This window comes from Amycolatopsis australiensis, from assembly GCF_900119165.1.
Lineage (GTDB): Bacteria > Actinomycetota > Actinomycetes > Mycobacteriales > Pseudonocardiaceae > Amycolatopsis > Amycolatopsis australiensis.
This window is the reverse complement of record NZ_FPJG01000006.1, coordinates 84,941-108,871: the sequence shown is the minus strand read 5'-3', so window position 1 is coordinate 108,871 and position 23,931 is coordinate 84,941. Positions and strand designations below refer to the sequence as shown.

At 72.1% G+C, this 23,931-nt stretch carries 30 protein-coding genes and 1 tRNA gene; 16 read left to right on the top strand and 15 right to left on the bottom strand.

Annotated features, from left to right (window positions below; all coding sequences use genetic code 11):
• Positions 1 to 41: 41 nt before the first annotated feature.
• A tRNA-OTHER gene (locus BT341_RS01540) sits at positions 42 to 112 on the bottom strand.
• 281 nt (positions 113 to 393) lie between these two features.
• Here BT341_RS01540 and BT341_RS01535 point away from each other — a divergent pair.
• The gene (locus BT341_RS01535) at positions 394 to 1,287 is read left to right on the top strand and encodes an LLM class flavin-dependent oxidoreductase (RefSeq protein WP_072474556.1); all 894 of its coding nucleotides are present in this window, start codon (positions 394 to 396) and stop codon (positions 1,285 to 1,287) included.
• 9 nt (positions 1,288 to 1,296) lie between these two features.
• Positions 1,297 to 1,755 carry a MarR family winged helix-turn-helix transcriptional regulator gene (locus BT341_RS01530; protein WP_072474555.1) on the top strand — a complete coding sequence of 153 codons (459 nt, stop codon included), beginning with the start codon at positions 1,297 to 1,299 and terminating at the stop codon, positions 1,753 to 1,755.
• A 20-nt stretch (positions 1,756 to 1,775) separates the two neighbouring features.
• Here the strand turns inward: BT341_RS01530 and BT341_RS01525 are convergent, their stop codons facing one another.
• Both BT341_RS01525 and BT341_RS01520 read right to left on the bottom strand, forming a co-directional pair.
• The gene (locus BT341_RS01525; RefSeq protein ID WP_072474554.1) at positions 1,776 to 1,994 is read right to left on the bottom strand and encodes an acyl-CoA carboxylase subunit epsilon; all 219 of its coding nucleotides are present in this window, start codon (positions 1,992 to 1,994) and stop codon (positions 1,776 to 1,778) included.
• Positions 1,991 to 3,628, bottom strand: coding sequence for an acyl-CoA carboxylase subunit beta (locus BT341_RS01520; RefSeq protein WP_072474553.1), 1,638 nt, complete (start codon positions 3,626 to 3,628; stop codon positions 1,991 to 1,993). Before BT341_RS01520 ends, BT341_RS01525 begins: the two co-directional genes overlap by 4 nt.
• A gap of 54 nt (positions 3,629 to 3,682) precedes the next feature.
• Between BT341_RS01520 and BT341_RS01515 the strand changes: the two genes are divergently transcribed.
• Positions 3,683 to 4,459 (top strand): GNAT family N-acetyltransferase, encoded by a 777-nt coding sequence (locus BT341_RS01515; RefSeq protein WP_072474552.1) that lies wholly within the window; start codon positions 3,683 to 3,685, stop codon positions 4,457 to 4,459.
• Between the two features lie 109 nt (positions 4,460 to 4,568).
• Here the strand turns inward: BT341_RS01515 and BT341_RS01510 are convergent, their stop codons facing one another.
• Together BT341_RS01510 and BT341_RS01505 are read right to left on the bottom strand one after the other, a co-directional pair.
• Positions 4,569 to 5,360 carry an SRPBCC family protein gene (locus tag BT341_RS01510; protein ID WP_072474551.1) on the bottom strand — a complete coding sequence of 264 codons (792 nt, stop codon included), beginning with the start codon at positions 5,358 to 5,360 and terminating at the stop codon, positions 4,569 to 4,571.
• Between the two features lie 31 nt (positions 5,361 to 5,391).
• Positions 5,392 to 5,808, bottom strand: coding sequence for a MarR family winged helix-turn-helix transcriptional regulator (locus BT341_RS01505; RefSeq protein WP_072474550.1), 417 nt, complete (start codon positions 5,806 to 5,808; stop codon positions 5,392 to 5,394).
• Positions 5,809 to 5,888: 80 nt separating this feature from the next.
• Here BT341_RS01505 and BT341_RS01500 point away from each other — a divergent pair, with 80 nt between their 5' ends.
• Positions 5,889 to 6,449 carry a flavodoxin family protein gene (locus BT341_RS01500; RefSeq protein WP_072474549.1) on the top strand — a complete coding sequence of 187 codons (561 nt, stop codon included), beginning with the start codon at positions 5,889 to 5,891 and terminating at the stop codon, positions 6,447 to 6,449.
• A gap of 76 nt (positions 6,450 to 6,525) precedes the next feature.
• On the opposite strand, the gene BT341_RS01495 is transcribed toward BT341_RS01500, so the two are convergent.
• Positions 6,526 to 6,885 carry a winged helix-turn-helix transcriptional regulator gene (locus BT341_RS01495; RefSeq protein WP_177328716.1) on the bottom strand — a complete coding sequence of 120 codons (360 nt, stop codon included), beginning with the start codon at positions 6,883 to 6,885 and terminating at the stop codon, positions 6,526 to 6,528.
• A 73-nt stretch (positions 6,886 to 6,958) separates the two neighbouring features.
• Between BT341_RS01495 and BT341_RS01490 the strand changes: the two genes are divergently transcribed.
• Positions 6,959 to 7,819 carry an NAD(P)-dependent oxidoreductase gene (locus BT341_RS01490; RefSeq protein ID WP_177328715.1) on the top strand — a complete coding sequence of 287 codons (861 nt, stop codon included), beginning with the start codon at positions 6,959 to 6,961 and terminating at the stop codon, positions 7,817 to 7,819.
• Positions 7,816 to 8,559: an SDR family NAD(P)-dependent oxidoreductase gene (locus BT341_RS01485; protein ID WP_072474548.1), complete on the top strand. Its 744-nt coding sequence runs from the start codon at positions 7,816 to 7,818 to the stop codon at positions 8,557 to 8,559. Before BT341_RS01490 ends, BT341_RS01485 begins: the two co-directional genes overlap by 4 nt.
• Before the next feature lie 202 nt (positions 8,560 to 8,761).
• On the opposite strand, the gene BT341_RS01480 is transcribed toward BT341_RS01485, so the two are convergent.
• Entirely contained in the window at positions 8,762 to 9,538 is a 777-nt protein-coding gene (locus tag BT341_RS01480) for an NAD(P)H-dependent oxidoreductase (protein ID WP_072481727.1), read from the bottom strand.
• Positions 9,539 to 9,609: 71 nt separating this feature from the next.
• On the opposite strand from BT341_RS01480, the gene BT341_RS01475 reads away from it, so the two are divergent.
• Both BT341_RS01475 and BT341_RS01470 read left to right on the top strand, forming a co-directional pair.
• Positions 9,610 to 10,608, top strand: a complete 999-nt coding sequence (locus BT341_RS01475) for a GlxA family transcriptional regulator (RefSeq protein ID WP_084743169.1) — start codon at positions 9,610 to 9,612, stop codon at positions 10,606 to 10,608.
• Positions 10,609 to 10,628: 20 nt separating this feature from the next.
• Positions 10,629 to 11,492, top strand: a complete 864-nt coding sequence (locus BT341_RS01470; RefSeq protein WP_072474546.1) for a transglutaminase-like domain-containing protein — start codon at positions 10,629 to 10,631, stop codon at positions 11,490 to 11,492.
• On the opposite strand, the gene BT341_RS01465 is transcribed toward BT341_RS01470, so the two are convergent.
• The 3 genes from BT341_RS01465 to BT341_RS01455 all read right to left on the bottom strand — a co-directional run bounded on the left by BT341_RS01465 (position 11,449) and on the right by BT341_RS01455 (position 14,387).
• The gene (locus BT341_RS01465; protein WP_072474545.1) at positions 11,449 to 12,348 is read right to left on the bottom strand and encodes a LysR family transcriptional regulator; all 900 of its coding nucleotides are present in this window, start codon (positions 12,346 to 12,348) and stop codon (positions 11,449 to 11,451) included. The two genes, BT341_RS01470 and BT341_RS01465, sit on opposite strands and share 44 nt — an antisense overlap.
• Before the next feature lie 98 nt (positions 12,349 to 12,446).
• Positions 12,447 to 13,058 carry a TetR/AcrR family transcriptional regulator gene (locus tag BT341_RS01460; RefSeq protein ID WP_072474544.1) on the bottom strand — a complete coding sequence of 204 codons (612 nt, stop codon included), beginning with the start codon at positions 13,056 to 13,058 and terminating at the stop codon, positions 12,447 to 12,449.
• A gap of 510 nt (positions 13,059 to 13,568) precedes the next feature.
• Entirely contained in the window at positions 13,569 to 14,387 is an 819-nt protein-coding gene (locus BT341_RS01455; RefSeq protein WP_072481726.1) for a class I SAM-dependent methyltransferase, read from the bottom strand.
• Between the two features lie 190 nt (positions 14,388 to 14,577).
• On the opposite strand from BT341_RS01455, the gene BT341_RS01450 reads away from it, so the two are divergent.
• Positions 14,578 to 15,171, top strand: a complete 594-nt coding sequence (locus BT341_RS01450) for a dihydrofolate reductase family protein (RefSeq protein WP_072474543.1) — start codon at positions 14,578 to 14,580, stop codon at positions 15,169 to 15,171.
• Here the strand turns inward: BT341_RS01450 and BT341_RS01445 are convergent.
• From BT341_RS01445 to BT341_RS01430, 4 genes are all read right to left on the bottom strand, one after another.
• The gene (locus BT341_RS01445) at positions 15,134 to 16,006 is read right to left on the bottom strand and encodes a sigma-70 family RNA polymerase sigma factor (protein ID WP_072474542.1); all 873 of its coding nucleotides are present in this window, start codon (positions 16,004 to 16,006) and stop codon (positions 15,134 to 15,136) included. The two genes, BT341_RS01450 and BT341_RS01445, sit on opposite strands and share 38 nt — an antisense overlap.
• Positions 16,007 to 16,117: 111 nt before the next feature.
• The gene (locus BT341_RS01440; RefSeq protein ID WP_143168454.1) at positions 16,118 to 16,519 is read right to left on the bottom strand and encodes a nuclear transport factor 2 family protein; all 402 of its coding nucleotides are present in this window, start codon (positions 16,517 to 16,519) and stop codon (positions 16,118 to 16,120) included.
• A 51-nt stretch (positions 16,520 to 16,570) separates the two neighbouring features.
• Positions 16,571 to 16,906 carry a VOC family protein gene (locus BT341_RS01435; protein WP_072481724.1) on the bottom strand — a complete coding sequence of 112 codons (336 nt, stop codon included), beginning with the start codon at positions 16,904 to 16,906 and terminating at the stop codon, positions 16,571 to 16,573.
• A 10-nt stretch (positions 16,907 to 16,916) separates the two neighbouring features.
• Positions 16,917 to 17,237 (bottom strand): DUF6223 family protein, encoded by a 321-nt coding sequence (locus BT341_RS01430; protein ID WP_072474541.1) that lies wholly within the window; start codon positions 17,235 to 17,237, stop codon positions 16,917 to 16,919.
• 187 nt (positions 17,238 to 17,424) lie between these two features.
• Here BT341_RS01430 and BT341_RS01425 point away from each other — a divergent pair, with 187 nt between their 5' ends.
• Positions 17,425 to 18,519: a sensor histidine kinase gene (locus tag BT341_RS01425; protein ID WP_072474540.1), complete on the top strand. Its 1,095-nt coding sequence runs from the start codon at positions 17,425 to 17,427 to the stop codon at positions 18,517 to 18,519.
• On the top strand, positions 18,516 to 19,193 hold the full coding sequence (locus BT341_RS01420) for a response regulator (protein ID WP_072474539.1): 678 nt from the start codon (positions 18,516 to 18,518) through the stop codon (positions 19,191 to 19,193). The genes BT341_RS01425 and BT341_RS01420 overlap by 4 nt, the downstream gene beginning before the upstream one ends.
• On the opposite strand, the gene BT341_RS01415 is transcribed toward BT341_RS01420, so the two are convergent.
• Positions 19,166 to 20,203 carry a C40 family peptidase gene (locus tag BT341_RS01415; RefSeq protein WP_425426264.1) on the bottom strand — a complete coding sequence of 346 codons (1,038 nt, stop codon included), beginning with the start codon at positions 20,201 to 20,203 and terminating at the stop codon, positions 19,166 to 19,168. The two genes, BT341_RS01420 and BT341_RS01415, sit on opposite strands and share 28 nt — an antisense overlap.
• 72 nt (positions 20,204 to 20,275) lie before the next feature.
• On the opposite strand from BT341_RS01415, the gene BT341_RS01410 reads away from it, so the two are divergent.
• From BT341_RS01410 to BT341_RS01390, 5 genes are all read left to right on the top strand, one after another.
• On the top strand, positions 20,276 to 21,070 hold the full coding sequence (locus BT341_RS01410; protein ID WP_072474537.1) for a biotin--[acetyl-CoA-carboxylase] ligase: 795 nt from the start codon (positions 20,276 to 20,278) through the stop codon (positions 21,068 to 21,070).
• 85 nt (positions 21,071 to 21,155) lie between these two features.
• Positions 21,156 to 21,731: a PH domain-containing protein gene (locus BT341_RS01405; protein WP_072474536.1), complete on the top strand. Its 576-nt coding sequence runs from the start codon at positions 21,156 to 21,158 to the stop codon at positions 21,729 to 21,731.
• Positions 21,731 to 22,660, top strand: a complete 930-nt coding sequence (locus BT341_RS01400; RefSeq protein WP_072474535.1) for a hydroxymethylglutaryl-CoA lyase — start codon at positions 21,731 to 21,733, stop codon at positions 22,658 to 22,660. The genes BT341_RS01405 and BT341_RS01400 overlap by 1 nt, the downstream gene beginning before the upstream one ends.
• Before the next feature lie 103 nt (positions 22,661 to 22,763).
• Positions 22,764 to 23,663, top strand: a complete 900-nt coding sequence (locus BT341_RS01395; RefSeq protein WP_072481723.1) for a TNT domain-containing protein — start codon at positions 22,764 to 22,766, stop codon at positions 23,661 to 23,663.
• Complete coding sequence (locus tag BT341_RS01390; protein ID WP_072474534.1) at positions 23,663 to 23,923, top strand: hypothetical protein; 261 nt, start codon at positions 23,663 to 23,665, stop codon at positions 23,921 to 23,923. Before BT341_RS01395 ends, BT341_RS01390 begins: the two co-directional genes overlap by 1 nt.
• Positions 23,924 to 23,931 lie beyond the last annotated feature (8 nt).

The following is a 23,931-nucleotide window of genomic DNA, read 5'->3' as shown; positions in this document are numbered from 1 at the left end:
AGGAACGTTGCTGCTCTGCCTGGCTGAGCTACCGGGCCCCGCGGCCCGGGAGGGATTCGAACCCCCGACCTGCCCATTGACAGTGGAAGTAGCCCTCGCCTGCGCACCGGGCATCGGTGCGGCCGTGACTCCCGAGGTCGTGCTCGCACCGGGAGTGCGTGATGAAGTTGGTGGACCCGAGATCGAAGTGGTGAAGGCTTTCGGGAGTCGAACCCAAGGAATACCGGAGAAGTAACCCTCACCGCCGCACCGGGCGAGCACCACGGTAGCGGGTGCGCCGCCGGGAGGGAACCGGATTTCCGCGCCGCCACCAGCACCTGGCGAACCGCAGGTAGTTCGTGCTAAGAACAATGTATTATCAGTTCGTAGGACGAACTAAAACTGGGAGGAATCATGACTCACTTCGGCATCGGCGTCTCCACGGCGGTGGCCGACGTCGCGGCGACCCTGAAGCTCGCCGAGCGGGCCGACCGTGCCGGGCTCGATCTGCTCACCGTCTCCGACCACCCCTACTACGCCGACCGCCTCGACGCCTACGCCGAGATCGGCGTCCTGCTCGGCCGCACCCGGCGGATCTCCGGCCTGGTCAGCGTCACCAACCTGCCGACGCGTCCCGCGCCGATGCTCGCCCGCACCGTCTCGTCGCTGTCGGAGCTGACCGGCGGCCGGATCGTGCTCGGCATGGGCGTCGGCGGGCTGTGGGACGACATCGCGCGGCTCGGATTCACCAAGCTGACCCCCGGGCAGGCCGTCCGCGCGTTCGAGGAGGGCATCCGGCTGGTGAAGCTGCTCGGCGGGGGCGGCGACCCCGTCACCTTCGACGGCGAGTTCCACCAGGTCACGAACCTGGAGCCGGCCGCGGCACCGATGCCGCCCGTGTGGACGGGATCGGTCGGGCCGAAGTCGCTCGCCGTCACCGGCCGGGTCGCCGACGGCTGGATGCCCGGTCACGCCGCCGACTGGCTCAGCGAGCGCTACCGCACGTCCCGCCCGATCATCGACAAGGCCGCCGTCGACGCCGGCCGCGATCCGGCCGACATCGCGACCGTCTACAACTTCCCCGGCCGCATCACGGCCGAGCCGCTGCCGAAGACCCGCGCCGACGACGGCCGCTGGATCGGCGGCTCCCCGGCCCAGTGGATCGAGGAGCTGACCGGCGCGGTGCTGGAGCACGGCGCCGCCGGGTTCGTGCTCTTCGGGCCGGGCGGCAGCACCCCCGACGAGACGGCCGCCGCGCGCTGGGCCGAGGAGATCGTGCCCGCCGTGCGGGAAGCCGTCGCGAAGTAGGCTGGTGCGATGGGGAAACACGGGGAGGAGCTCGGTGTCGTGGCCGGGCTCGTGCGGGCGTCGTTCCTGGTGAACGCCGTGTACGCCGAGTCGGCCCGCGAGTACGGGCTCACCGTGCAGCAGGGGCAGCTGCTGTGCGTGCTCATGGGACGGCCCTACGGCATGAGCGACCTCGGCGCGACGCTCGGCCTCGAGAAGTCCAGCCTGACCGGCCTGGTCGACCGCGCGGTCCGGCGCGGGCTCGTGCGCCGCGAGCCCGACCCGGACGACCGCCGCGCGGTCCACGTCGTCCTGACCCGGGAAGGCCGCGACCTGGCCGAGGACTTCTACGCGGCGACGTGCCGCCGGGTCGACGACCTCGCCACCGGCCTCCCCGCCCCGGACCGCGACCGGCTGGCCGCGCTGCTGGGCCGCATCGTCAGCGAGAACGAGGTCCCGACGGTATTTCTGGACACCGTCCAGCGCTGAGCGGCCAGGGCGGCCCCGGATTACCGCTGAGGCAAGCCCGAAGCGCGCCAAGCGCCTTCGCCGGGGTGAAGCGGCGTACGCAGCAAAGCGGCGCGATCGCCCCACCACGACGTACGCGGCTTCGGCTTCTCCGGTGCCTTCGCGACCGACGCCGCGGCGACGACCGCCGTAAGCGCCGCCAGTTCGGCGTCGCTCGGGTTGCCGCGGACCACCCGCAGCAGCGGCTTTCCGGCGCTCACAGCGGGATGTTCCCGTGCTTCTTGGGCGGCAGCGTCTCGCGCTTGTTCCGCAGCAGCGACAGCGCCCGCGCGACGTGCCCGCGGGTGTGCGCCGGCACGATCACCGAGTCGACATATCCCCGCTCGGCCGCCGCGTACGGGTTCAGCAGCGTGTCCTCGTACTCCTGGATCAGCTCGGCGCGCAACGCGTCGACGTCACGACCTTCTTCCGCCGCCTTCGCGAGGGTCTTGCGGTGGACGATGTTCGCCGCGCCTTGGGCGCCCATCACCGCGACCTGCGCGGTCGGCCAGGCGAGGTTGATGTCGGCGCCGAGGTGCTTGGAGCCCATGACGTCGTACGCGCCGCCGAACGCCTTGCGCGTGATGACCGTGACCAGCGGGACCGTGGCCTCCGCGTAGGCGTAGATCAGCTTCGCACCGCGGCGGATGATGCCGTTCCACTCCTGGTCGGTGCCCGGGAGGAAGCCCGGGACGTCGACGAAGGTGAGCACCGGGATGTTGAACGCGTCGCAGGTGCGGACGAACCGCGCGGCCTTCTCGGACGCGTCGATGTCGAGGCAGCCGGCGAACTGCGTCGGCTGGTTGGCGACGACGCCGACGCTGTGGCCGTCGACGCGGCCGAAGCCGACGATGATGTTCGGCGCGAACAGCTCGTGGACCTCGAGGAAGTCGCCGTCGTCGAGGACCCGGGTGATCACCTCGTGCATGTCGTACGGGGTGTTCGGCGAGTCCGGGATGATCGTGTCCAGCTCGCGGTCGGAGTCGGTGACGTCGTCGAAGAAGCCGGGCCGGTCGGCAGGCGGCTCGAATTCCGGCGGGTCCGACAGGTTGTTCTGCGGCAGGTACGAGAGCAGTTCCTTGACGTACGCGATCGCGTCTTCGTCGTCGGAACCGAGGTAGTGCGCGACCCCGGACTTCGTGTTGTGGGTGCGGCCGCCGCCGAGCTCCTCGAACGTGACGTCCTCGCCGGTGACCGTCTTGACGACGTCCGGACCGGTGATGAACATCTGCGAGGTCTCGTCGACCATGACGATGAAGTCGGTGAGCGCCGGGGAGTAGACGTGCCCGCCCGCGTTGGCGCCCATGATCAGCGAGATCTGCGGGATCACGCCGGACGCCTTGACGTTGCGGTTGAAGATCTCGCCGTAGAGGCCGAGCGAGACGACGCCTTCCTGGATACGCGCGCCGCCGCCCTCGTTGATGCCGATGATCGGGCGGCCGGTCTTGATCGCCAGGTCCATCACCTTGACGATCTTCTCGCCGTAGACCTCGCCGAGGCTGCCGCCGAAGACGGTCACGTCCTGGCTGAACACGCAGACCGGGCGGCCGTCCACGGTGCCGTAGCCGGTGACGACGCCGTCGCCGTACGGGCGGTTCTTCTCCTGGCCGAAGTTGGTCGAGCGGTGCCGGGCGAGCTCGTCGAGCTCGACGAACGAGTTCTCGTCGAGCAGCAGCTCGATCCGCTCGCGCGCGGTCTTCTTGCCCTTGGCGTGCTGCTTCTCCACCGCGCGGGCCGAACCCGCGTGCACCGCCTCGTCGTAGCGGCGATACAGGTCGGCCAGCTTGCCGGCCGTGGTGTGAATGTCCGGTTCGTCCTCGGGCGGCGTCCCGAGCGGCTCCGTCGCACTGCTCATTCCCGGGAGCTTAACTACTTGTCGGTCACTTCGCGTGTGGCGTAGGCAACGTCCATGGAGATCCGGACCTTGACGGCCGCCGACCTGCCCGCCTGCTCCGGCCTGGCCGAGTCCCGGTCGTGGCCGCGGGAGCCGCCGAAGTGGCGGCTGCTGCACGACGTCGGGCAGGTGTTCGGGGTGGACGCCCCGGACGGCGACGGGCTGGCCGCCACCGCCGCCCTGGTGGCGTTCGGCTCGGTGGCGTCGATTTCGATGGTCCTGGTCGCGCCCCGGTACGAGCGGCGGGGGCTCGGCCGGGCCATCACCGCGCACGCCGTCTCGGCCGCGGGCGACCGGGTGGTCTGGCTGCACGCGTCGACGTCCGGACGGCCGCTGTACGAGTCGATGGGCTTCGTCGCGGACGGCGGCTGCCAGGGACACGCCGGGACGTTCGCCGACGACGGCGGCCCGGGCGCCGAGCCGGGGTCCGGCGTCTTCGAGCTGGACCGGCGGGCCCACGGCGTCGACCGGCGCCCGCTGCTGGAGCGGCTGGGGACGCCGTTCGTGGTGGACGGCGGCTTCGCGTTCGGGACGGACATCGGGCACGTGACGGTCATCGGCCCGGTCGTCGCCCACTCCGAGGACGCGGCGAAGGCGCTGATCCGCGGGGTGGCGCGGACGGTGCCGGGCGAGGTCCGGGTGGACCCGGACTTCCGGTTCCCCGGGCTCATCGCGTGGGTCCGCGAGCGGGGGCTCGTCCCGGGCGCTCCCGCGCCGCGCTTGGTCCTCGGCGGCCGCACGCTTCCGGGCGACGCCTCCCTCCGCTTCGCTCCGTTCACCCGCGCGATGTAGGCCGCACCAGGCCGCATTCGTGCGCCGTGATCACCAGCACCGGCCCATCGGTCGGCGCCGCCGCAGCACACGACTGAGCCGAACGTGATGCGGAGCGCGCCGCCGCACGTCAACCCTGGGTCGGATGTTGCGCGTAGTGCTTCTTCACGGCCTCGACGTGTTCGGGCGTCCAGTCCGGGAGGTCGACGCCGTGGGTGGCGGCGAACAGCTTGTCGAGCTGCTCGTGCCGCCGGGCCAGCTGGGCGGGCACGTCGGGTTCCTGTGGTTCGGTGAACTCGACGCGGGTGCCGTCGAGCGGGTCCTGCGTCACGTGCCAGCCGGGCTCGTCGGGCAGCAGCGCGCGGACCTCGTCCACGGGCTTCCGGACGAGGTCACGGCGGAAGCGGATCGTGCCGTCTTCGAGCACTTCCCCGTAACCGAGGCCGAATTCGTCCACATAGGACGCCATGCGGGCGTGCCAGTCTCCGGGCTGTTCGGCGTCGCGCCCGGACAGCCGCGCGTCGAGGGCGTCGAGGCAGACGTCCCAGCCGGCGGCGGTGCGGCCCGCGGCCAGCTTCGCGATCGCCGGTTCGCCGCGGCCGAAGGTGTGCGTGAACTCCAGGAGGCTGCCGTCGCCGTCCGGGGTGATGAGCCAGCGCAGGGTGTCGTCGTTCCACACGAAGGTGAACTCGCGCGGCGGGTCGACCGTGACGACCCGGCCGGTCGTCGAGGTGTCTTCGCCGGGGAAGGTGAAGTGGATGGCACCACCGGCACGCAGCTCGACGTCGACCTTCGCCGGGAACCAGTGCTCGAGTTCCGCCGGGTCGGTGATGGCGCGCCAGACCTGCTCTGGCGGGTGCTTCAGCCGGCGTTCCAGCCGGAGCGCGGGACGTTCCTCGTCGGTGAGCAGTTTCGCGGACATGGCTGTATATAACCACTGAGGCATATAGCGGTCAAGCGCCGCGGACGGCCGCGACCGCGGCGGCCAGTTCGGGGTCGCTCGCGGCCTTGTCGAGTGCCGTCCGCAGTACGGCGCAGTACGTCGGCTCGGTCTCTGCGTAGCGCTTGCGGCCGGCGTCGGTGATCACCGAGTAGACGCCGCGCCGGTCGTCTTCGCACAGGTCGCGGATGGTCAGGCCGGCGTCTTCGAGCCGCGCGCACATCCGGCTCACCGAACTCTGGTTGAGCCCGATCGCCTCCGCGAGCTCCTGCATCCGCAGGCCACCGCGCGGGCCCGCGACCAGCTTGCCGAGCGCGCGGTACTCGGACAGCCCGAGCCCGTGCCGCCGTTGCAGGGCCTTGCTCAGCTCCTGCTCGATGCGCGCGTGCAGCACGAGCATGCGGCCCCAGGACTGTTCGTCGACGGTCATCTTCCCGCCCTCCTCTTGACGCCAGGATAGTCCAGGGCCAGTATTTATATGTACATGCAAATACTTGAGGGGACTTGCTCATGACGCGGAACTTCCTCTTCCTGGTCGGCGCGGCGCGGGCCGGCGGCAACACGGAGATGCTGGCCCGGCGGGCGGCGAAGGAACTGCCGGCCGGCGCCGAGCAGCGGTGGATCCGGCTGCCCGAGGTGCCGTTGCCGCCGTTCGAGGACCGCCGGCACGGCGCCGGCGACCACCCGGCGCCGGGGCCGAACGAGCAGCTGCTGATGGACGCGACGTTCGCCGCGACCGACATCGTCGTGGTGTCGCCGGTGTACTGGTACTCGGTATCGGCGAGCGTGAAGCTCTACCTGGACTACTGGTCCGGCTGGATGCGGCTGCCCGTGGAGTTCAAGGCGAAGATGCGCGGCAAGACGTTGTGGGGCGTGAGCGTGCTGAGCGAGACGGCGCGGGAAGCCCAGCCGTTGATCGGCACGCTGGAGCTGTGTGCGGAGTACCTGAGCATGAACTGGGGCGGCGTGCTCCTGGGCAACGGCAGCCGCCCTGGCGACGTGCTCCTGGACGCCGAAGCGATGTCGGCGGCTTCGACGTTCTTCGCCGGTGCTGACCTCGTCAGCGCGTAAGGACGCCTTCCGCGATCAGGCGGCGCACGGTCCGGGTGCCCCGGACCGTGTCGTCGCCCTCGCAACGCGGTCACGCTCAAGCCGTGTGCCGTGGCGCGGGCGTGACGCCGCGGCGCTTCGCGATGCCGGTCATGTTTTCCTCGCCCCAGTCGCCCAGCGGCAGCAACGCCGTGTTCAGCCGCTGACCCAAGCCGGTCAGCGAGTACTCGACCCTCGGCGGGACCTCGTGGAACACCTCGCGGTGCACGATTTCGTCCGCCTCCAGCTCCCGCAGCGCCTGGATCAGCATCTTTTCGCTGATGCCCGCGACCTTCCGCTTCAGCTCGCCGAACCGCAGCGGCTCGGCGTGCAGCGCCCACAGGATCAGTGCCTTCCAGCGGCCGCCGATCACGTCGATGGCCGCGTCCAGTCCGCAGCGGTAACTTCTCGCCAGCATCCAGGATCCTTACGTTTTGGTGGGTACCTGACTTATTAGTCGGTACTTGTCCATCGTAAAGCGCCCCCGCAGCATGATCGGCATGGGAGAAAGCAGGAAACAGGTGGGCGTGCTCGGCCTCGGGCGCATGGGTGCCGCCCTCGCGGGGGCGCTGCTGGAGGCGGGCCACGACGTCGTGGTGTGGAACCGATCGCCGCTCAAGGCGGGCCCGCTGCTCGACCGCGGCGCGCGGCTCGCGGCCACGCCGGAAGAAGCGGCCTCGGCCGAAGTCGTCATCAGCTGTCTGTCCACATACGACGCTCAGCGGCCGGTGCTGGCCGCCGCGTCGCCGAAAGTGCTGGTAAACCTCACTTCCGGAACACCCGCGCAGGCTCGCGAGGTCGCTTCGTGGGCTTCGGCCGAGGGCATCGAGTACGTGGACGGCGTGATCATGGCCGTGCCGCAAGGAATCGGGACTCCGCAGTCCCGGATCCTGTACGGCGGTTCGCGCGCGGCGTTCGACGCGCAGCGCGAGGTGCTGTCGGTGCTGGGGGAGCCGGTTTTCCTCGGCGAGGACGCCGGCCTGCCGGCGCTGCACGACCTGGCGTTGCTGGGGATCATGTGGTCGACGATGGCGGGCTACCTGCACGCGCTGGCGTTGGTCGGCACCGAGGGCGTCACGCCGTCGACGTTCACGCCGATGGCGTTGTCGTGGCTCTCGGCGGTCAGCGGGTTCCTGCCGGGCATCGGGGAGCAGGTGGCGAGCGGCGACTACGCGACGGACGTGTCCGCTTTGGACATCAACGCGGCGGGCCTCGGGCTGCTGGTGGAGACGAGCCGCGAGCGGGGCATCGGGACGTCGGTGCCATCGGCGGTGAAGGAGCTGTTCGACCGGGCGGTGGCGGCGGGTCACGGTTCGCACGCGATCGCGAGCGTCATCGAGGAGATCCGGTGAAGTACGCGGGGAAGAAGGCGGTCGTCACGGGCGGCACGCACGGAATGGGACTGGCGGTGGTGCGGGCGCTGCTGGACGGCGGCGCGGAGGTGCTGCTGACGGGCCGCGACGTCGCGGGGCTGAGCCTGCCGGGCAAGGCGCACGCGCTGTCGTCGGACGCGTCCCGGCTGTCCGACATCGACGAGCTGGCGGCGGTCGCGGCGGACAGGCTGGGCGAGCTGGACCTCGTGTTCATCAACGTGGGGTTCGCGACGTTGACGCCGTACCAGGAGACGACACCGGAGATCTACGACCGGACGTTCGACGTCAACACGAAGGGCGCGTATTTCACGGCCCAGCGGCTGGCGGGCCTGGTGCGACCGGGCGGATCGTTCGTGTTCACGACATCGGTGGCGGCGGGCGCGGGAATCGCGGGAATGGGCCCGTATTCGGCGGCGAAGGCGGCGGTCCGGTCGTTCGCCCTGACGTACGCGGCGGAGCTGGCCCCACGCGGAATCCGGGTCAATGTGGTGAGCCCGGGGTATACGGACACGCCGACGATGGGGGTGACGGGTGTGCCGCCGGAGGTGCTGGCGTCGTTCAAGGCGGCGGGCGACGAGATCACGCCGCTGAGGAGGCACGCGACGGTGCAGGAGGTGGCAGCGGCAGTGCTGTTCTTGGCGTTCGAGGCAACGTACACAACGGGCGCAGACCTCCCGGTGGACGGCGGCTTGGGCCAGCGGCTGACATTGCCTGCTTGAGAGAGGCGGGTGGGGTGGCGGCTTGCCGGGCACCACGCGACTCGCGGTGCGCTGTTCGCGCCGGCCGCCACCCCCGTGCGGCGTGCTCGTGCTGCTCGCGCGGGCGGTGCCCGCCAGCTCCCCGTGCGGCGTGTGCTCATGCGTTTCGCGCGAGCGGTGCCCGCCCGCTGCCAGGCCCTGCTCGTGCCGCTCTTGCGGGCGCTCAGTTCGCGCGCGTCAGGTGAATTCCCAGTCCCGTTTCGCCCGCGGCCCGGTCCGGGCGCAGCACCAGGTCGTCGTCGTAGTCACCGCCGTTCTGGGGGCGGAACGGGATCGGGTCCGTCGTTTCCAGTGTCCGCAGGCGTTCGCGCAGCCGCTCCCGCGCGTCGGTGAACTGCTCCTCCGGCAGCCGGTCGGCGCCGTGGATCGCCAGCGGTGGCAGGACCGTCATGCCCGTGTAGAACAACGTTCCGTGCTGCAGCGGCCACAGGACTTCGTCCAGAGCGCCGTTCACTCCGCGCGGGCCCATCGCCGGCTCGCGGGCGCCCGTGGTGAGCACCGCCATCGCGCGCTTGCCCGCGAGCCGGCCCTCGCCGTAGCGCGCGGTGCGGCCGTCCGCCGTGCGGATGCCGTAGCCGAAACCCTTCACCAGCACCCGGTCGAACCAGCCCTTCAGGATTGCCGGCAGGCCGTACCACCACAGCGGGAACTGCACGACCACCGCGTCCGCCCAGTCGAGCTTTTCCTGCTCCGCCACGATGTCCGGGCTCAGCTCGCCTCGTTCGCGCGCCCGCGCGGACGTCGCCCCGACGATCAGCCGCTCGTCGCCCGCCTCGGCGCCGAAGTCGGCCGCGTCGACCACCGGATTCCACTTCATCGCGTACAGGTCCGACTGCCGGACGTCGTGACCCAGCTCCTCGAGCGTCCGGACCCCGGCGTCGCGAAGGGCGCCGTTCAGCGAGCGCGGTTCGGGATGCGCGAAAACCCACAACACGTTCATGACCTCGATGATCACGCGCGCGGCGGGCTCGATCGAGCGGCCTGATGGCCATCATGTGCAAGAATCGGGCCATGGCCGAATTCGCGCACCCGGACCGTCACCACGTCGCCGTGCTGGTTCGTCACGGCATGCTCGTGATGGAGCTGGGCATCGTCCACCGGCTCTTCGGGCAGGCGCGCTCGGCGTCGGGGGAGCGGTTGTACGAGGTCGTCACGTGCACCCTCGAACCGGGCCCGGTGCGCACCGACTCCGACGTCACCATCCCGGTCGAGCGCGGGCCGGAGGTGCTGGCCGAGGCCGACACGGTGATCGTCCCGGCGTCGCTCGTCGAGTACGAGCCGATGGCGCGCGTGCTGACCCCGTCGCTCGCGGCGGCGCTGGAGCGGATCCGGCCGGACGCGCGGATCGCGTCGATCTGCACGGGCGCGTTCGTGCTCGCCGCGGCCGGTCTGCTCGACGGCCGCCGCGCGACCACCCACTGGCGTTCCGCGGACGAGCTGCAGAGCCGGTTCCCGGAGGTCGACGTGGACCCGTGCGTGCTCTACACCGACGACGGCAACGTCCTGACCTCGGCGGGCGTGGCGTCGGGGATCGACCTGGTGCTGCACATGATCCGCCGCGACCACGGCGCGGCGGTCGCCAACGAAGTCGCCCGCGGCACGGTGGTGTCCCCGCACCGCGAAGGCGGCCAGGCCCAGTTCGTCCGGCGGCCGGTGCCCGAACCCCGCACATCGTCGACCAAGGCGGCGCGGGCGTGGGCGCTGGAGAACCTGCACCGCCCGCTGACCCTGCGCGAGCTGGCCGCCCGCGAGTCGATGAGCACGCGGACGTTCACCCGCCGCTTCCGCGAGGAGGTCGGCATCTCGGCCCTGCAATGGCTGACGCAGCAACGCATCGAGCGCGCCCGCCAGCTGCTGGAGGAGTCCGACCTGCCGGTGGACCGCGTCGCGGCCGAAGCGGGCTTCGGCACGGCGGCGTCCCTGCGCCAGCATTTCCAGGCCGCGCTCGGGGTGTCGCCTAGTGCGTACCGCTCGACGTTCCGCGGCGAACTGGCGGCGCAGGCGGGCTGAATTTTCCTAGTGTGGAGGCCATGGACTGGTATGCGCGCCACAGCCGCTTCAGCGACCCGGGCACGCTGACGCCGTGGCTCGACGCCGTGCCCCGCGACCTCGCCGCCATGCGCGAGGCCGCGTCGCACCTCGTGTTCCACTTCTGGGCCCAGGGCGACATCACGAAGCACGGTTTCCCGGCCGCCCGCCGTGAAGAGATCGACCTGCGCTACGCGGCGGACCTGTTCGCGCGCCTGCGTGAACTCGACCCGGCGCCACCCGGCGAACCGCGCGCGACACTCGACCGGGTCGTCGGCTGTTGCCGCGACTTCACGCTGTTGCTCGTGTCGATGGCGCGGCACCACGGAATTCCGGCGCGCGTCAGAGTCGGCTTCGCGAACTACCTGGTGCCGGGGTGGTACCTCGACCACGTCGTCGCCGAGGTCCGGTCCGCCGACGGCTGGCACCTGGTCGATCCCCAGCTGCCGGCGGACTTCCGCGAGTTCGACGTCCTCGACGTCCCGCGTGACCGGTTCCTGGTCGGCGCGGACGCGTGGACGGCCGCCCGCGCGGGCGACCTCGACCCGGCCCGGCTGGCGGTCGCACCGGATCTGGAAGTGCCGTTCCTGCGCGGCCTGCCGTACGCGTGGCACAACCTCGTGCTCGACCTCGCCGCCCTGAACAAGCACGAGATGCTGCTGTGGGATCTGTGGGGCGCGCTGAACGACGACGCCGTACTGTCCGCGGCCACCCTCGCCCGCGCCGACGAACTGGCCGAACTGATGACGGACGCCGATCCCGGACGGCTGCGGGCCGCGTTCGAAGCCGACGACGTCCGCGTGCCGCCGGTCGTGCGGTCGGTCAGCCCGCCGGAACAGCGCTTGGTCGAGGTCGTGCTTCGCTGAACTCGATCGCCGTCCGGACGAAGCGCGCGATTCGCAGGTCTCGTGCGGCCGCCGGCCAGGCCAGGGCCAGCGCGTACCGTGTTGCGTCCACCACCGGGCGGTAGACGACGTCCGCTCGCTGGTCGCACTCCGCCACCGATGCCGGCAGCAGTGCGATCGCCTGTCCGCGGGCCACTGCTTGCAGCAGCTCGGCGCTGTCGTGCACCTGCGGGCCCGGCGTCACGGGACCGCCCGTCGCGTCCTGGCCCGACCAGTACGCGCGGTCCGCTGCTGACGCTTCCGGCCAGGACGGTGTCGGCCGTCCGGCGAAGTCCGCGCAGCTCAGCGCCGACCGGCCGGCCAGCTCGTGCCCTGACGGCAGCGCTGCCACCCGCGGCTCGGTGAAAAGCACCTCGACGTCCAGGTCGCCGTGGTCGCCCGGGCAGCCCAGCAACGCCACGTCGGCACGGCCGTCACGCAGCATGGCCGGCTGCTCGCCGAACCCGCTGATCCGGATCTCGACCGGGTCCGGGTGCCCGTCGGCGATCCGCCGCAGCAGTCCGGCCGCCACGCCGGGCCGCACGGTGACCACCAGCGCCGGTGGCTGCTGCGCTGCCCGCCGGGTGCGCCGGACCGCTGTCGCGACCGCGTCCAGCGCCTTGGCCGACTCCGTGAACAGCACCTCTCCGGCCGGTGTCAGGGCGACGTGCCGGCTGGTGCGTTCGAAGAGCTGGGCACCGAGCCGCCGCTCCAGCAACCGGATCGCGCGGGACAGCGGCGGCTGCGCCATCCCGAGCCGCTCGGCGGCGCGGGAGAAGTTCAGCTCTTCGGCGACCGCGCGGAAGTACCGCAGCTCACGGACCTCGACGTCGTCCATACCGCGAGGGTATCGGGCATCGGCCGGGCGGTCTTTGCCTTTCTTCGTGGCGGACGGCGGGCTTGGTGTCGACTACTCCACAAAGGACGGTGTTCCCCTTAGGGGGCGACGCCGTGTAGGACGGCGTTCACCACCGAGTCGACCGTCGGCGGGTCCAGCGGGCTGGTGTGCGGGAAGACCGCCGCCAGCACCGAGGCGTGGCAGTAGCCGACCAGCATGGCCGCGGTCGCGTCCACTTCGGACTCCGGACGCAGCCGCCCCAGCTCGCGCTCTTCCTTGAGGTAGGCGAGCAGGCGGTCGCGCCAGTAGCCCGAGCGTTCGCTGATCTCGGCGAACCGCTGCAGCACCTTCGGCTGCCCGACCAGGCCGCTGAACGCCGGGACGATCACCTTGTGCAGGGCGAGGCCGAACTCCAGGTGCCGGCGGAGGTTTCCCGCCACGGTGCCTTCGCCCGCCACCGGCAGCTCGCCCAGCTCGGCTTCGGTCGTGCGCACGTGCTCCAGCAGGGCCCTGGCGACCAGCTCCTCCTTGTCGGAGAAGTGGTTGTAGAGCACGCCGTCGGCGACGCCGGCCATGCGCGCGATCTCCCGCACGGTCATCCCGGTGGTCCCGTGCGTGGCGATCATCTTCTGGGCGGTCTCGACCAGCAGGTCGTGCAGGGACTGGCCGTCCCGCTGGGCCGCGGCTTTTCTCGGTGACATCACCGCCATCGTAAGGGCCTCATCTTCTCCTTTCGGTGACCAGCCACGCCGTGCCGGGCAGATCGGCTGCGGACTGCGGTCGGTTTGGGTGGGGTCGGATGGTCGAGCGCGGGCTTGGGTTGGTTTGGGTGTGGTCGGGTGGTCGGGCGCGGGCTTGGATTGGGGCGGGCATAGCCGGGTGGTTCGGTCGCGGGCTTGGGTTGGTTTGTGGTCAGGTGGTTGGCCGCGGGCGTGGGTGGGGTCGGGTGTGGTCGGGTGGTCGGCCGAGGGTCGCGTCCTAGGCGGACGGGCGGTCGGGTCGGTGGCTTCAGTCGGGTTGCCCGTTGTCGGCCGGGCGGCTTCGGTCTGGCTCGGGGTAGTTGGGCGGTCGGCCGCGGGCTGCCCAGGGTTGGGTCAAGCCCGGGGTTGGTTGGTCCGATGTAGGGATTCCGGGGGCATCGACCGGCGGTCAGGCTCTGCCGCGCCGAGGTTGCGTTGTCGGCCTCGGCCTGGGGGCGGTCTCGGCGCGGGATCGCTGCGTCACGGGCGAGTGGCCGTGACCAGCCATGCTGTGCCGCGTAGGCGGACCGCCTCTGGGGTGGCGAATCGTCGCAATGCCTCCGTCAGGGCTTCCGTCGCCTTGGCTGCCGTTGCGTTGTCGACCATCGACAGGTGGTGGCGGACCGGGCCCCAGTTGCTGATGAACCCGGCCGCGTCCGGGACGTCTCGGCCCCATATCTGGTCCGCTTCCACTCGCGTGCACTCCACCTCCTCGAAGCCCGCTTCCGTCAGCACCGCCTTCGTGCGGTCCGGGTTCGCGAACGATGTCGGGCCGCTGCCGTCCGGGCCCGTCGGCTGGGGCAGGTACGCCGCCATCGCGCCGAACACCCGGCCGAGGTCCGTGCCCGCCAGTGCCGTCATGCACAGGAACGCCAGCCTGCCGCCTGGGCTCAGAGCGCGGCGAACATTGGCGAATGCCGCCACCGGGTCCGCGAAGAACATCACCCCGAACCGGCTGAGCGCCACGTCGAACCCGCCTTCCGGGAACGGGTGGACCTGCGCGTCACCTTGCTCGAACCTCACGTTCGGCACCTCCGCCGCCCGCTCGCGTGCCGTCGCCAGCATCGGACCGGACAGGTCGACGCCGGTCGCCGACCGGGCTCGCGCTGCCGCCAGGCGCGTCAGCTGGCCGTTGCCGCAACCGATGTCGAGCACCCGGTCTTCCGGCCGGACGTGATCGAGCACGTAGTCGTTGAACCCGCTGTTCACCGCGTCATAGCGGTCGGCGTGCGATGCCCAGTGCTCCCCTTCGTAGCCGTTCCACGCCTCGGCCTGCGCCGTGTTGACGATCGTGGGCATCTCCATCCCTTCCTCATGAACGCGCGTTCATGAACATATGTTCATGGTGGCGATGCGACCGGTGGCTGTCAAGGCATCGGCCACCCCGCGGCCGGATGTCGGCCAGGTGGCAGATCTTCCGGGCGGTGAACCGCGGAAGACTTCCCTCAGCGAGGCAAACCGCCTCTGACCAGCGAAAAAGGAGCTAGAAATGGCCGACGTCATCGCCAACATGTCCATGTCCCTCGATGGCTTCGTCGCCGACCCGGAGGACCGCATCGACCACCTTTTCGGGTGGTTCGGCAGCGGCGACGTCGAGGTGCCCACCGCAGTCGAATGGGCCACCTTCAAGACCTCAGCGGCCAGCGCGAAGATGCTGCGCGACGCGATGGACAACGTCGGCGCGCTGGTCACCGGCCGCCGCCTGTTCGACCTCACCCAGGGCTGGGGCGGAACGCACCCGATGGGCGTGCCGGTCTTCGTCGTCACCCACGAAGCCCCCGCCGACTGGCCGCACCCGGACGCGCCGTTCACCTTCGTCACCGACGGCCTCGAAAGCGCCGTCGAGCAGGCCAAGAAGGTCGCCGGCGAGAAGAACGTCGCCGTCGCCAGCACGACCGTCGCCCAGCAGTGCCTGAACCTCGGCCTGCTCGACGGCATCCAGGTCGACCTCGTCCCCGTCCTGCTCGGCGCCGGCGTGCGGTTCTTCGACCACCTCGACACCACCATCCGGCTGACCGGCCCGCAGGTCATCGAAGGCGACGGCGTCACGCACCTGTCGTACCGGGTCGCCCGAGGAGCGTGACGTGGAGCGCGGCGAGGCGGGCGGGGTCGGCGATCACCTCGTACGCCGTCACCCGCTCGCCGTCGACCGTCACCGCGAGCGCGAGCTGCAGCCGCCCGCGCGGGGCCACGACGACGCCGACCGCGCCGTCCACCAGAGCCGCTTCGGCGAAGCGTGCCCGTTTCCCGAACACCTGGGTCTCCTCGGCCACGGCACGCGCCCCGCGTCTCTCCAGCGCGGCGCCGGCCGGCAGCGCGGCCGCGTCGGCGTGGCGGACGACGTCCGGCGCCAGCACGTCCAGGAGCTGCTCGAGGTCGCCGCCGCGGGCCGCGGCCAGGAACGCGTCGACCACCCGGCGATGGCGCGCTAGATCGGCCGGGGGCAGCGGAGACGTGCCGCGGACCCGGTGCCGGGCGCGGCTCGCGAGCTTCTTCGCCGCCACCGGGCTGCGGTCCAGCACCGGCGCGATCCGGTCGAACGGCACCGCGAACAGGTCGTGCAGCACGAACGCGATCCGCTCGGCCGGGCCCAGCGCGTCGAGCACCACGAGGAGCGCGCGCCCCACCGAATCGGCCAGCTCCACGTCACCGGCCGGATCGGCGTCGGCCGCCGGCTCGGGCACGACGTCGGACGGCTCTTCGCGACGGCTTTTCCGCGAACGCAAGATGTCCAGGCAGACGCGGGAGACGACGGTCGTCAACCACGCCGCCAGGTTGTCGACCGAGCCGGCGCGGGTCAGCCGCAGCCAGGCCTCCTGCACGGCGTCGTCCGCTTCGGCCGCCGAGCCGAGCATCCGGAAGGCGAGCCCGCGCAACCTGCCGCGTTCGGCTTCGAACTCCTCGGCCAGCACGTCCATCGGTCACCTTTCGCTCGCGCCCACCGTCGCACCCTCGACGGATCCCGGCGACCAGAGGTGACCGATGGCCGTGCTGCCCCCTGCCGACCTGGGGGATGGCATCAGCAACCGTTACGTCGAGCAGACGGCCGTGATCGCCGCCGTGTCCCAGTAGAACGGGCGGACTTCGGTGATCCGGCCGGCCGTCACCGTGATCGTCTGCAGGATCGGGAAGTCCAGCTCGCGGCCGGTCGCGCGGGACCGCACGTGCATGTCGGTCAGCACGACGAGCGGCGACGCCGTGGCGAGGAACTGCTGCTTCACCAGTTCGAAGACGTCCCAGGTGCGGCTCATGGCGGCGAAGAACGCCTCGATGCCGGCGTGGCCGCGCCAGACACCGCCGTAGGGCAGGCCCTCGGCCTGGTGCAGGACGACGTCCGGAGCGAAGAACGGCGCCAGCGGCGTGAAGTCGCCCGTGTAGGCGGCTTCCGCGGCATACATGCCTTCGAGGACGGAGACGGGATCGGTGGTCATGACGATCACCGTCGCCGATCCCGGGACTCGCCACCGGCGGAAAACGGACGGCTACTCCGGGCACCACACGGCGAGTTCGCTCCCGCCGGGTTCGCGGAAGTGGAAGTGCCGCCCGCCGGGGAAGGCGAACGGTTCCGCCGTCACCTCGCCGCCCGCCGCTTCCACCGCTGTGCGCGCGGCCGCCAGGTCGTCCGTGCGGATCGTGACCAGGGGCGCGCCGGGCTGCTCGGCCGCGTCCGCCCGGAAGCCGAACGTGAGGCCCGCGGCCCGGACGTCGGTGTAGTCCGGGCCGTACGGCGTCACCTGTCGGCCGAACGCGCGCGCGAAGAACTCGCCGGACGCGGTGGCCGATGTGGACGGGAACTCGACGAAGTCGACTTCGTACATGCCGCCGACGCTAGCGGCGACCACCGACAAAATCGCGCGCGCGAGCCAGTGCCAGCCCGCCCAGCGCGGCGGCGACCACGCCGATCACCAGCGCCGCGTAGCCGCCGACGATCCCGTAACCGGTTCCGGGGCCGCCCTTGGCCGCGGCCACGACGACGCCGCCACCGGCCGCGCCGGCCAGTCCCGCGGCCAGCGCGGCCACGGCTCCCCGGCCGCAGGCCAGGGCCAGCCCGCCCGCGACGACGCCGGCCAGTCCCACGATCGCGGCCACCACGGACCACACGCGTCCCGGCGTCAAGGCATAACTGCTCACAGCGGCGGCAACGGACATTGCGTACCCCTCTCTTCGATGTTCCGGTGAGCATGTCCGCCGGATCCGTCGTCCGTCGTCGTGCGGCCGCGGGCACTTCGGGCTGCCGCGGCCGCCGCAGGAACCGCGGACCTACCACGGGCGCAGTAGGCCGCGAATGCTCTTCGGGCCGGATTCGCCGTCCCGGATGTCCGGTTAGGGTGCGGGGATGCGGGTCGTGGACGGGGTGCTCGCCGCCGGGGTGGCGGCGGTCCTGCTGGTCGCCGGGCTCTCCGGGCAGCACGGGCCCACGGCCCTCGACCCGCTGGGGTACGCGCTCCTGGTGGCCGGCGGCCTGGCACTGGTCGCGCGCCGCCGGGCGCCGATCGTCGTGCTGGCGGTGACCGCGGTGTGCGCGCTGGCCTACCAGGCCATCGGGTTCGAGGTGCCCGTCGTCGCGTACCTGTTCGCGGTGTACGCCGCCGTCCGGGCGGGCCACTGGGTCGCCGCGCTGGTCGCTTCGGTCCTCATGCTCGGCGCGGTGCCGGTCGCGATCTTCGCCGCGGGCGCGCACGACGCGGGTCAGGCGTTCACGCAGGCCCGCGACGTCCTCCAGCTGGCGTGGCTGGTCGCCGCCGGCGCCGCCGGGGAGGCGCTGCGCCAGGCCGAGCGCCGCGCCGACGAGGCCGAACGGACCCGGGAGGAGACCGCGCGGCGGCGGGCCGGCGAGGAGCGGCTGCACATCGCGCGGGAGCTGCACGACTCGCTCACCCACCAGATCTCCGTCATCAAGCTGCAGGCCGAAGTGGCCGTCCACCTGGCCCGCAAGCGGGGCGAGGACGTGCCCGACGCCCTGCTGGCGATCCGGGACGCCGGCCGCGACGCGGCCCGGGAACTGCGCGCGACGCTGGAGGCGCTGCGCGACGACGACCCCGTCCCGCCGCACGGGCTCGACGACGTCCCGGATCTCGTCGACCGGGCTCGCGCCGGTGGGCTCGACGCGCGGCTGACGATCGAAGGCCGTTGCGACGACGTGCCGGCGGCGGTCAGCCGGACCGCGTACCGGATCGTGCAGGAGTCGCTGACCAACGTCGCCCGGCACGCCGCCGCGGCGACCGCGTCGGTCCGGATCGACCGCCGGCCCGGCACGCTGGTCATCCGCGTCGACGACGACGGCGCGGCCACTGTGGACGGTGTGCCGGGCGTCGGCCTGACCGGGATGCGCGAGCGCGTCACGGCGCTCGGCGGCCGGCTCCGCGCCGGGCCGCGCCGCGAAGGCGGGTTCAGCGTCCGGGCCGAGCTGCCCGTGGACCGCCCGGCATGATCCGCGTCCTGCTGGCCGACGACCAGCCGCTCATCCGCAGCGGGTTCCGCGCCCTCCTCGACGCCGAGCCCGGCATCGAGGTGGTGGCCGAAGCCGCCGACGGTGGTGAAGCCGTGACGCTCGCGGCACGGCACCTGCCGGACGTCGCGCTCCTCGACGTCCGCATGCCGGGCGTCGACGGCCTCGAGGCGACCCGCCGCATCGCCGCCGACCCCGCCTTGGCCGCCGTGCACGTCGTCATCCTGACCAACTACGGCTTCGACGAGTACGTCTTCGACGCCCTGCGCGCCGGCGCCGCGGGCTTCCTGGTCAAGGACATCCGGCCGGAGGACTTCCTGCACGCCGTGCGGGTCGCCGCCCGGGGCGACGCGCTGCTCGCGCCGTCGATCACCCGCAAGCTGATCGACCGGTACGTGACGCAGCCGCCCGTGCCCGGGGCCGGGCTCGCGGAGCTGACCAATCGCGAGCGCGAGGCGGTCGCGCTGGTCGCGCGTGGCCTGTCCAACGACGAGATCGCGGCGAGGATGGTGATCAGCCCGCTGACCGCGAAGACCCACGTCAACCGGGCCATGACCAAACTGCGGGCCCGGGATCGCGCGCAGCTGGTCGTGTTCGCCTTCGAGTCCGGGCTGGCGCGCCCGGGGCCTCAGGCCGGGCGGCCCGCGCCCGCGTAGTCGTCGCCCTTCGAGTGGTACGTGTGGATCTGGATCGCCTGGCCCTCGGTCGGCGCGTTGATCATCAAGCCGTTGCCCAGGTACAGGCCGACGTGGTGGATGCGGGTCGCCGGGTTGCCGTAGAACACCAGGTCGCCCAGGCGCGGCTCCTGGGACGGCGGCACCGGCGGGATCGCGCGGAACTGGCTGTCCGCCGTCCGAGGCAGGGACACGCCCGCGCTGTCGTAGGACGCCTTCGTCAGGCCCGAGCAGTCGAAACCCGCCGCGCCCGCGTCCGGGCCGTTGCCGCCCCAGACGTAGGGCAGGCCCAGCTGGCCCAGCGCGAACCGGGTCGCGCGGACTCGCGGCGAACCCGCCGACGCCGGGTCAAGGGAGAGCGTCGCGTAGAGCTGGGCCATGCCCAGGACGCGCTGGCGGAACAGCTCGGTGTCGCTGCCCGGGTGGTACGCCGCGATCGCCTTCCACCAGCCCGGCCCGGCGCCCAGGTCCGTACCGCCCGCGCACAGCGCGCGCCCGGCCGCGACCGGTGCGTCGGTGCCGTACTTCTTCGCCTGCGCCGCCGTCAGTCCCAGGGCGTTGCCGCCGGCGCGGCCGTGGTCGGACGCCGCCGCGCCGACACCGGCGAGGGTCACCCACGAGAGGTGGCACGACGGGTCTTCGCTCCGCAGCGTCAGCTCGCCGTTCGCGTAGCCGATCAGCGCGTCCGCGGGGATGTCGAGGGGGCCGGACAGCTGCTCGGCCCACTGCTGCAGCGGCGACTTGCCACCCTGGCCGGACGCGCCCTGGCCCGGCTCCTGCGCCTTCACGGGTGCGCTGACTTCGAGGACCGACGGGCCCGACGCCGCCTCACGCACCACCGGCAGCGGGGCCGGAGCCGGCGCGGGCTCCGGCGCGCGGTCGGCCAGCAGCCAGCCCGCCGTGACGAGCCCGGCGACGAGCGGCAGCGCGACGAGGCCGCGCAGGGCCGCCCCGCGGGCCCACGTCCTCGGCTTCGGCGTCACAGGTTCCAACTTAGAAGAGCGCACCTCTGTGTGAACGACTGAGCGGCTTGCACGTTAGGGGGACTCCCATATGGTGGACACATGACTGAGATCGACGCTGCCCGGCTCACCGCGGCGCTCACGGATCGGTACGCGAAGATCGACGTCGTCGAGCGCACCGGCTCCACCAACGCCGACCTGCGCGAAGCCCTCGGAAACGGGACTGCCGACCGGACCGTTCTGCTGGCCGAGGAGCAGACTGCCGGGGTGGGCCGGCGGGCCCGGACGTGGAGCTCGCCGAAGGGTGGCCTGTACCTCAGCGTGGCGCTGCGGCCGGACGTCCCGTTCACCGCACTCGGGTCGCTCTCCGTCGTCGCCGGGCTCGCCGTGCGGGCGGCCGCGGCGGGCGTCGGCGTGGACGCCTCGCTCAAGTGGCCCAACGACGTCCTCGCCGGCGGGGCCAAGTGCGCCGGGATCCTGGCCGAGGCCGTCGCCGGGAACCCGCCGTCGATCGTGCTCGGCATCGGCCTCAACGTCCTGCCTCTCGGCGACGTCCAGCCGGGCCCGGGCGGGCTGCCCGCGACGTCGCTCGCCGAGCGCGGCGCCACGAACACCGACCGCACCGACGTCGCGATCGCGCTGCTCACCGAGCTCGACGAGCGGGAGCGCCGCTGGCGCCTGGCGGGCGGCGACCTCACCGAAGCCGGCCTGCTCGGCGACTACCGCGCCCACTGCTCGACCCTCGGCCAGGACGTCGAGGTGCAGCTGCCGGACGGCACGTCGCTCACCGGCCGCGCGGCCGACATCGACGCCGCCGGCCAGCTGCAGGTCGACCTGGCGGGCGGGCAGCGGCACACCGTGTTCGCGGGTGACGTGGTGCACGTCCGCCCGGCCTGATTCTTCGGGGCGTTGCACTCACCGGCCAGGCGTCTCGCCGGTACGGTGAGGCGACACCGCCGCACCGACCTTGGGAGCGTCCGCCGTGGCTTATCCGGACGATTTGCTCAGCGAGCAAGAGCACGTCGTGGTGCACAGTCACCCGCACTTCAAGATGCTGATCTTCCCGACGCTCGCACTGCTGGTCACCCTCGGCGCGGGCACCTGGCTGGCGATACTGGCGAAGGACGCGTCCTCGCCGTGGAACTCGGTCGGGCTGATCGCCATCGGGGTCGTCGCGCTGGTGCTGGTCGTGTGGCTGTTCCTGGCGCCGTTCGTGCGCTGGCGGACCACCCACTTCATCGTCACCACCGACCGGCTCATCGCCCGCGAAGGCGTGCTGAAGCGCACCGGCATCGACATCCCGATGGGGCGGATCAACAGCGTCCAGTTCGAGCACGGCCTGCTCGACCGCGTCTTCGGCTGCGGCACGCTGATCATCGAGTCGGCGTCGGACGAGCCGCTGCGGTTCGAGGACATCCCGCACGTGGAGAAGGTGCACACGGTGATCTACCGCGAGGTCAACGACAACCCGTACGACGACTACCGGCCCGGCCCCCAGCAGACCGAGCCGCTACCACCCCAGGGCGGCCGCCCGCCGCGCGGCGACCGGCACCGCTGATGGGCACGCGCGAACTGGGCCTGCCCGAGCGGGTCCCGTCCCCGGGTGAGCTGCCGGAGCGGGTCACGATCTGGGAGGTCGGCCCGCGGGACGGGCTGCAGAACGAAAAGACGATCGTCCCGGTCGAGGTCAAGCTGGAGTTCCTCGACCGGCTCGCGGGCGCCGGCCTGACCACGCTGGAGGCGACCAGCTTCGTGCACCCGAAGTGGGTGCCGCAGCTGGCCGACGCCGAGCAGCTGCTGGCCGGCCTGGACCGCCGCGAAGGCGTGCGGTACCCCGTGCTGGTGCCGAACGAGAAGGGCCTGAACCGGGCCCTCGACGCGGGCGTCGAGCACATCGCGATCTTCGCCAGCGCGACGGAGACGTTCGCGCGCAAGAACCTCAACTCGTCGCTGGACGAGCAGTTCGCGATGTTCGAGCCGGTCGTCACGCGGGCGCGGGAAGCGGGCCTCGACGTGCGCGGCTACCTCTCGATGTGCTTCGGCGACCCGTGGGAGGGCGCCGTGCCGGCCAAGCAGGTCGCCGACGCGGGCCGCCGCCTGCTGGACATGGGCTGCTCGCAGCTGTCGCTGGGCGACACCATCGGCGTCGCGACCGCGGGCCAGGTCGAGAACCTGATCGGGTTGTTCGGCGATGCCGGTACTTTGGCCGTGCACTTCCACGACACCTACGGCCAGGCTCTCGCCAACACGCTGGCAGCGCTCCGATGTGGAGTGTCGACAGTGGACTCTTCGGCCGGCGGGCTCGGCGGCTGCCCGTACGCCGAGTCGGCCACGGGAAACCTGGCCACCGAGGACCTGGTGTGGATGCTGGACGGCCTCGGGGTGGCCACCGGCGTCGACCTGGACACGCTGGTGGCGGCCAGCGCCTGGATGGCGGGACAGCTCGGCCGCCCGAGCCCGTCCCGTGTGGTCAACGCGCTGAGCTGACCTCGCCGCGCCCCCGGGGACGGGGTGCGGTATCAAGGAGGACCGGCCGCGGCCGCGTCGAACTGCGTGTGCCCGCGGGCACCGACCGAGCCGGAGGATGGGTGTGACCGAGCCTTCCGAGGCGGGCTCCGAACCGGTCGAGGCCGACCTCGACACCGGGCCGGTACGGCTGCCCGGGTACGAGGACGCGCCGACCCCGCCCTCGGGCAACCCGGCCGCGTGGCCGCACGCGGTGTCGCCGCTGCTCCCCCCGTTTCCGCTGCCCCCGGCGCCGCCGATGCCCGCCGCCCCGCCGCCGCCGATCTCGCCCGCGCCGCTGCCGCCGCTCGGCTCGCCGCGCACCGAGCGGGAAAGCGTTGTCGCGCTGTTCCTGGTGCACATGTTCCCCATCGGGCACCTGCCGGTGGCGATGGACAAGCCGGCGCGGCAGCTCCCGCTGCCCCCTGACCCGGACGGCTTCCCGCCGAACGACCACCCGGACGCCCGGCTGATCTTCGACGACCAGGCCCTCACCAACGTCACCGCGGGTTTCCGCCGGTCGCCGACCGCGCCACCGCGGCCGGTGCCGCCGCACCTGACCGAGGGCTACGTCCCGTACGCGCGGGCGACGCAGGCGGTGTGGATCCGCCGGTTCGTCGTCGGGCACAGCGAGCTCGGGCCGGAGTACGCGTGGCCGCCGGGCGAGCAGTACCCGGAGGGCGGCCTCGACCCGGCCGAGCCGGTGATGGTGCCGGCCGACACGGTCCTCGACCGCTTCGGCCCGGCCTACGGGCGGATCTTCTTCGCCGACGGAACGCCCTTCGCGGAGCGCTCGCTGCCGCCGGGGATGCTGGACGCCGAGTACCGCCGGTACGTCGTGGTGCGCGCGGTGCCGATGTGGCGCTCGGAGACGGCGAACTGGTTCGGCCAGGTCGGCGGCGGCACCCGGTACCGTGCGCTGCTGGCGGCCGACGAACTCGTGACACTCGGCTACCTCGCCGAGGCCAAGGGGGAAGAGGATTGATGAACACCCAGTCGATCCAGCGCTGGCTCGGCGTGCTGGGCGTGCCGCCGGAAGTCGTCTCGCTGGGCGCCGAAGTCGACAACGCGTGGTGCCTGATGCAGGGCGAGGACGACGCGTGGGAGGTGTTCTGGCGCGAGCAGGGCAACCGCTACGACTGGGCGCGGTTCACCAGTGAGCAGGTGGCGTGCCACTACCTCTTCGGCCGGCTGGCCTGGGCGCAGGTGGCCCGCGGCGCCGTCGGCCTGCTGCCCGGGTCGTGACGCGCACG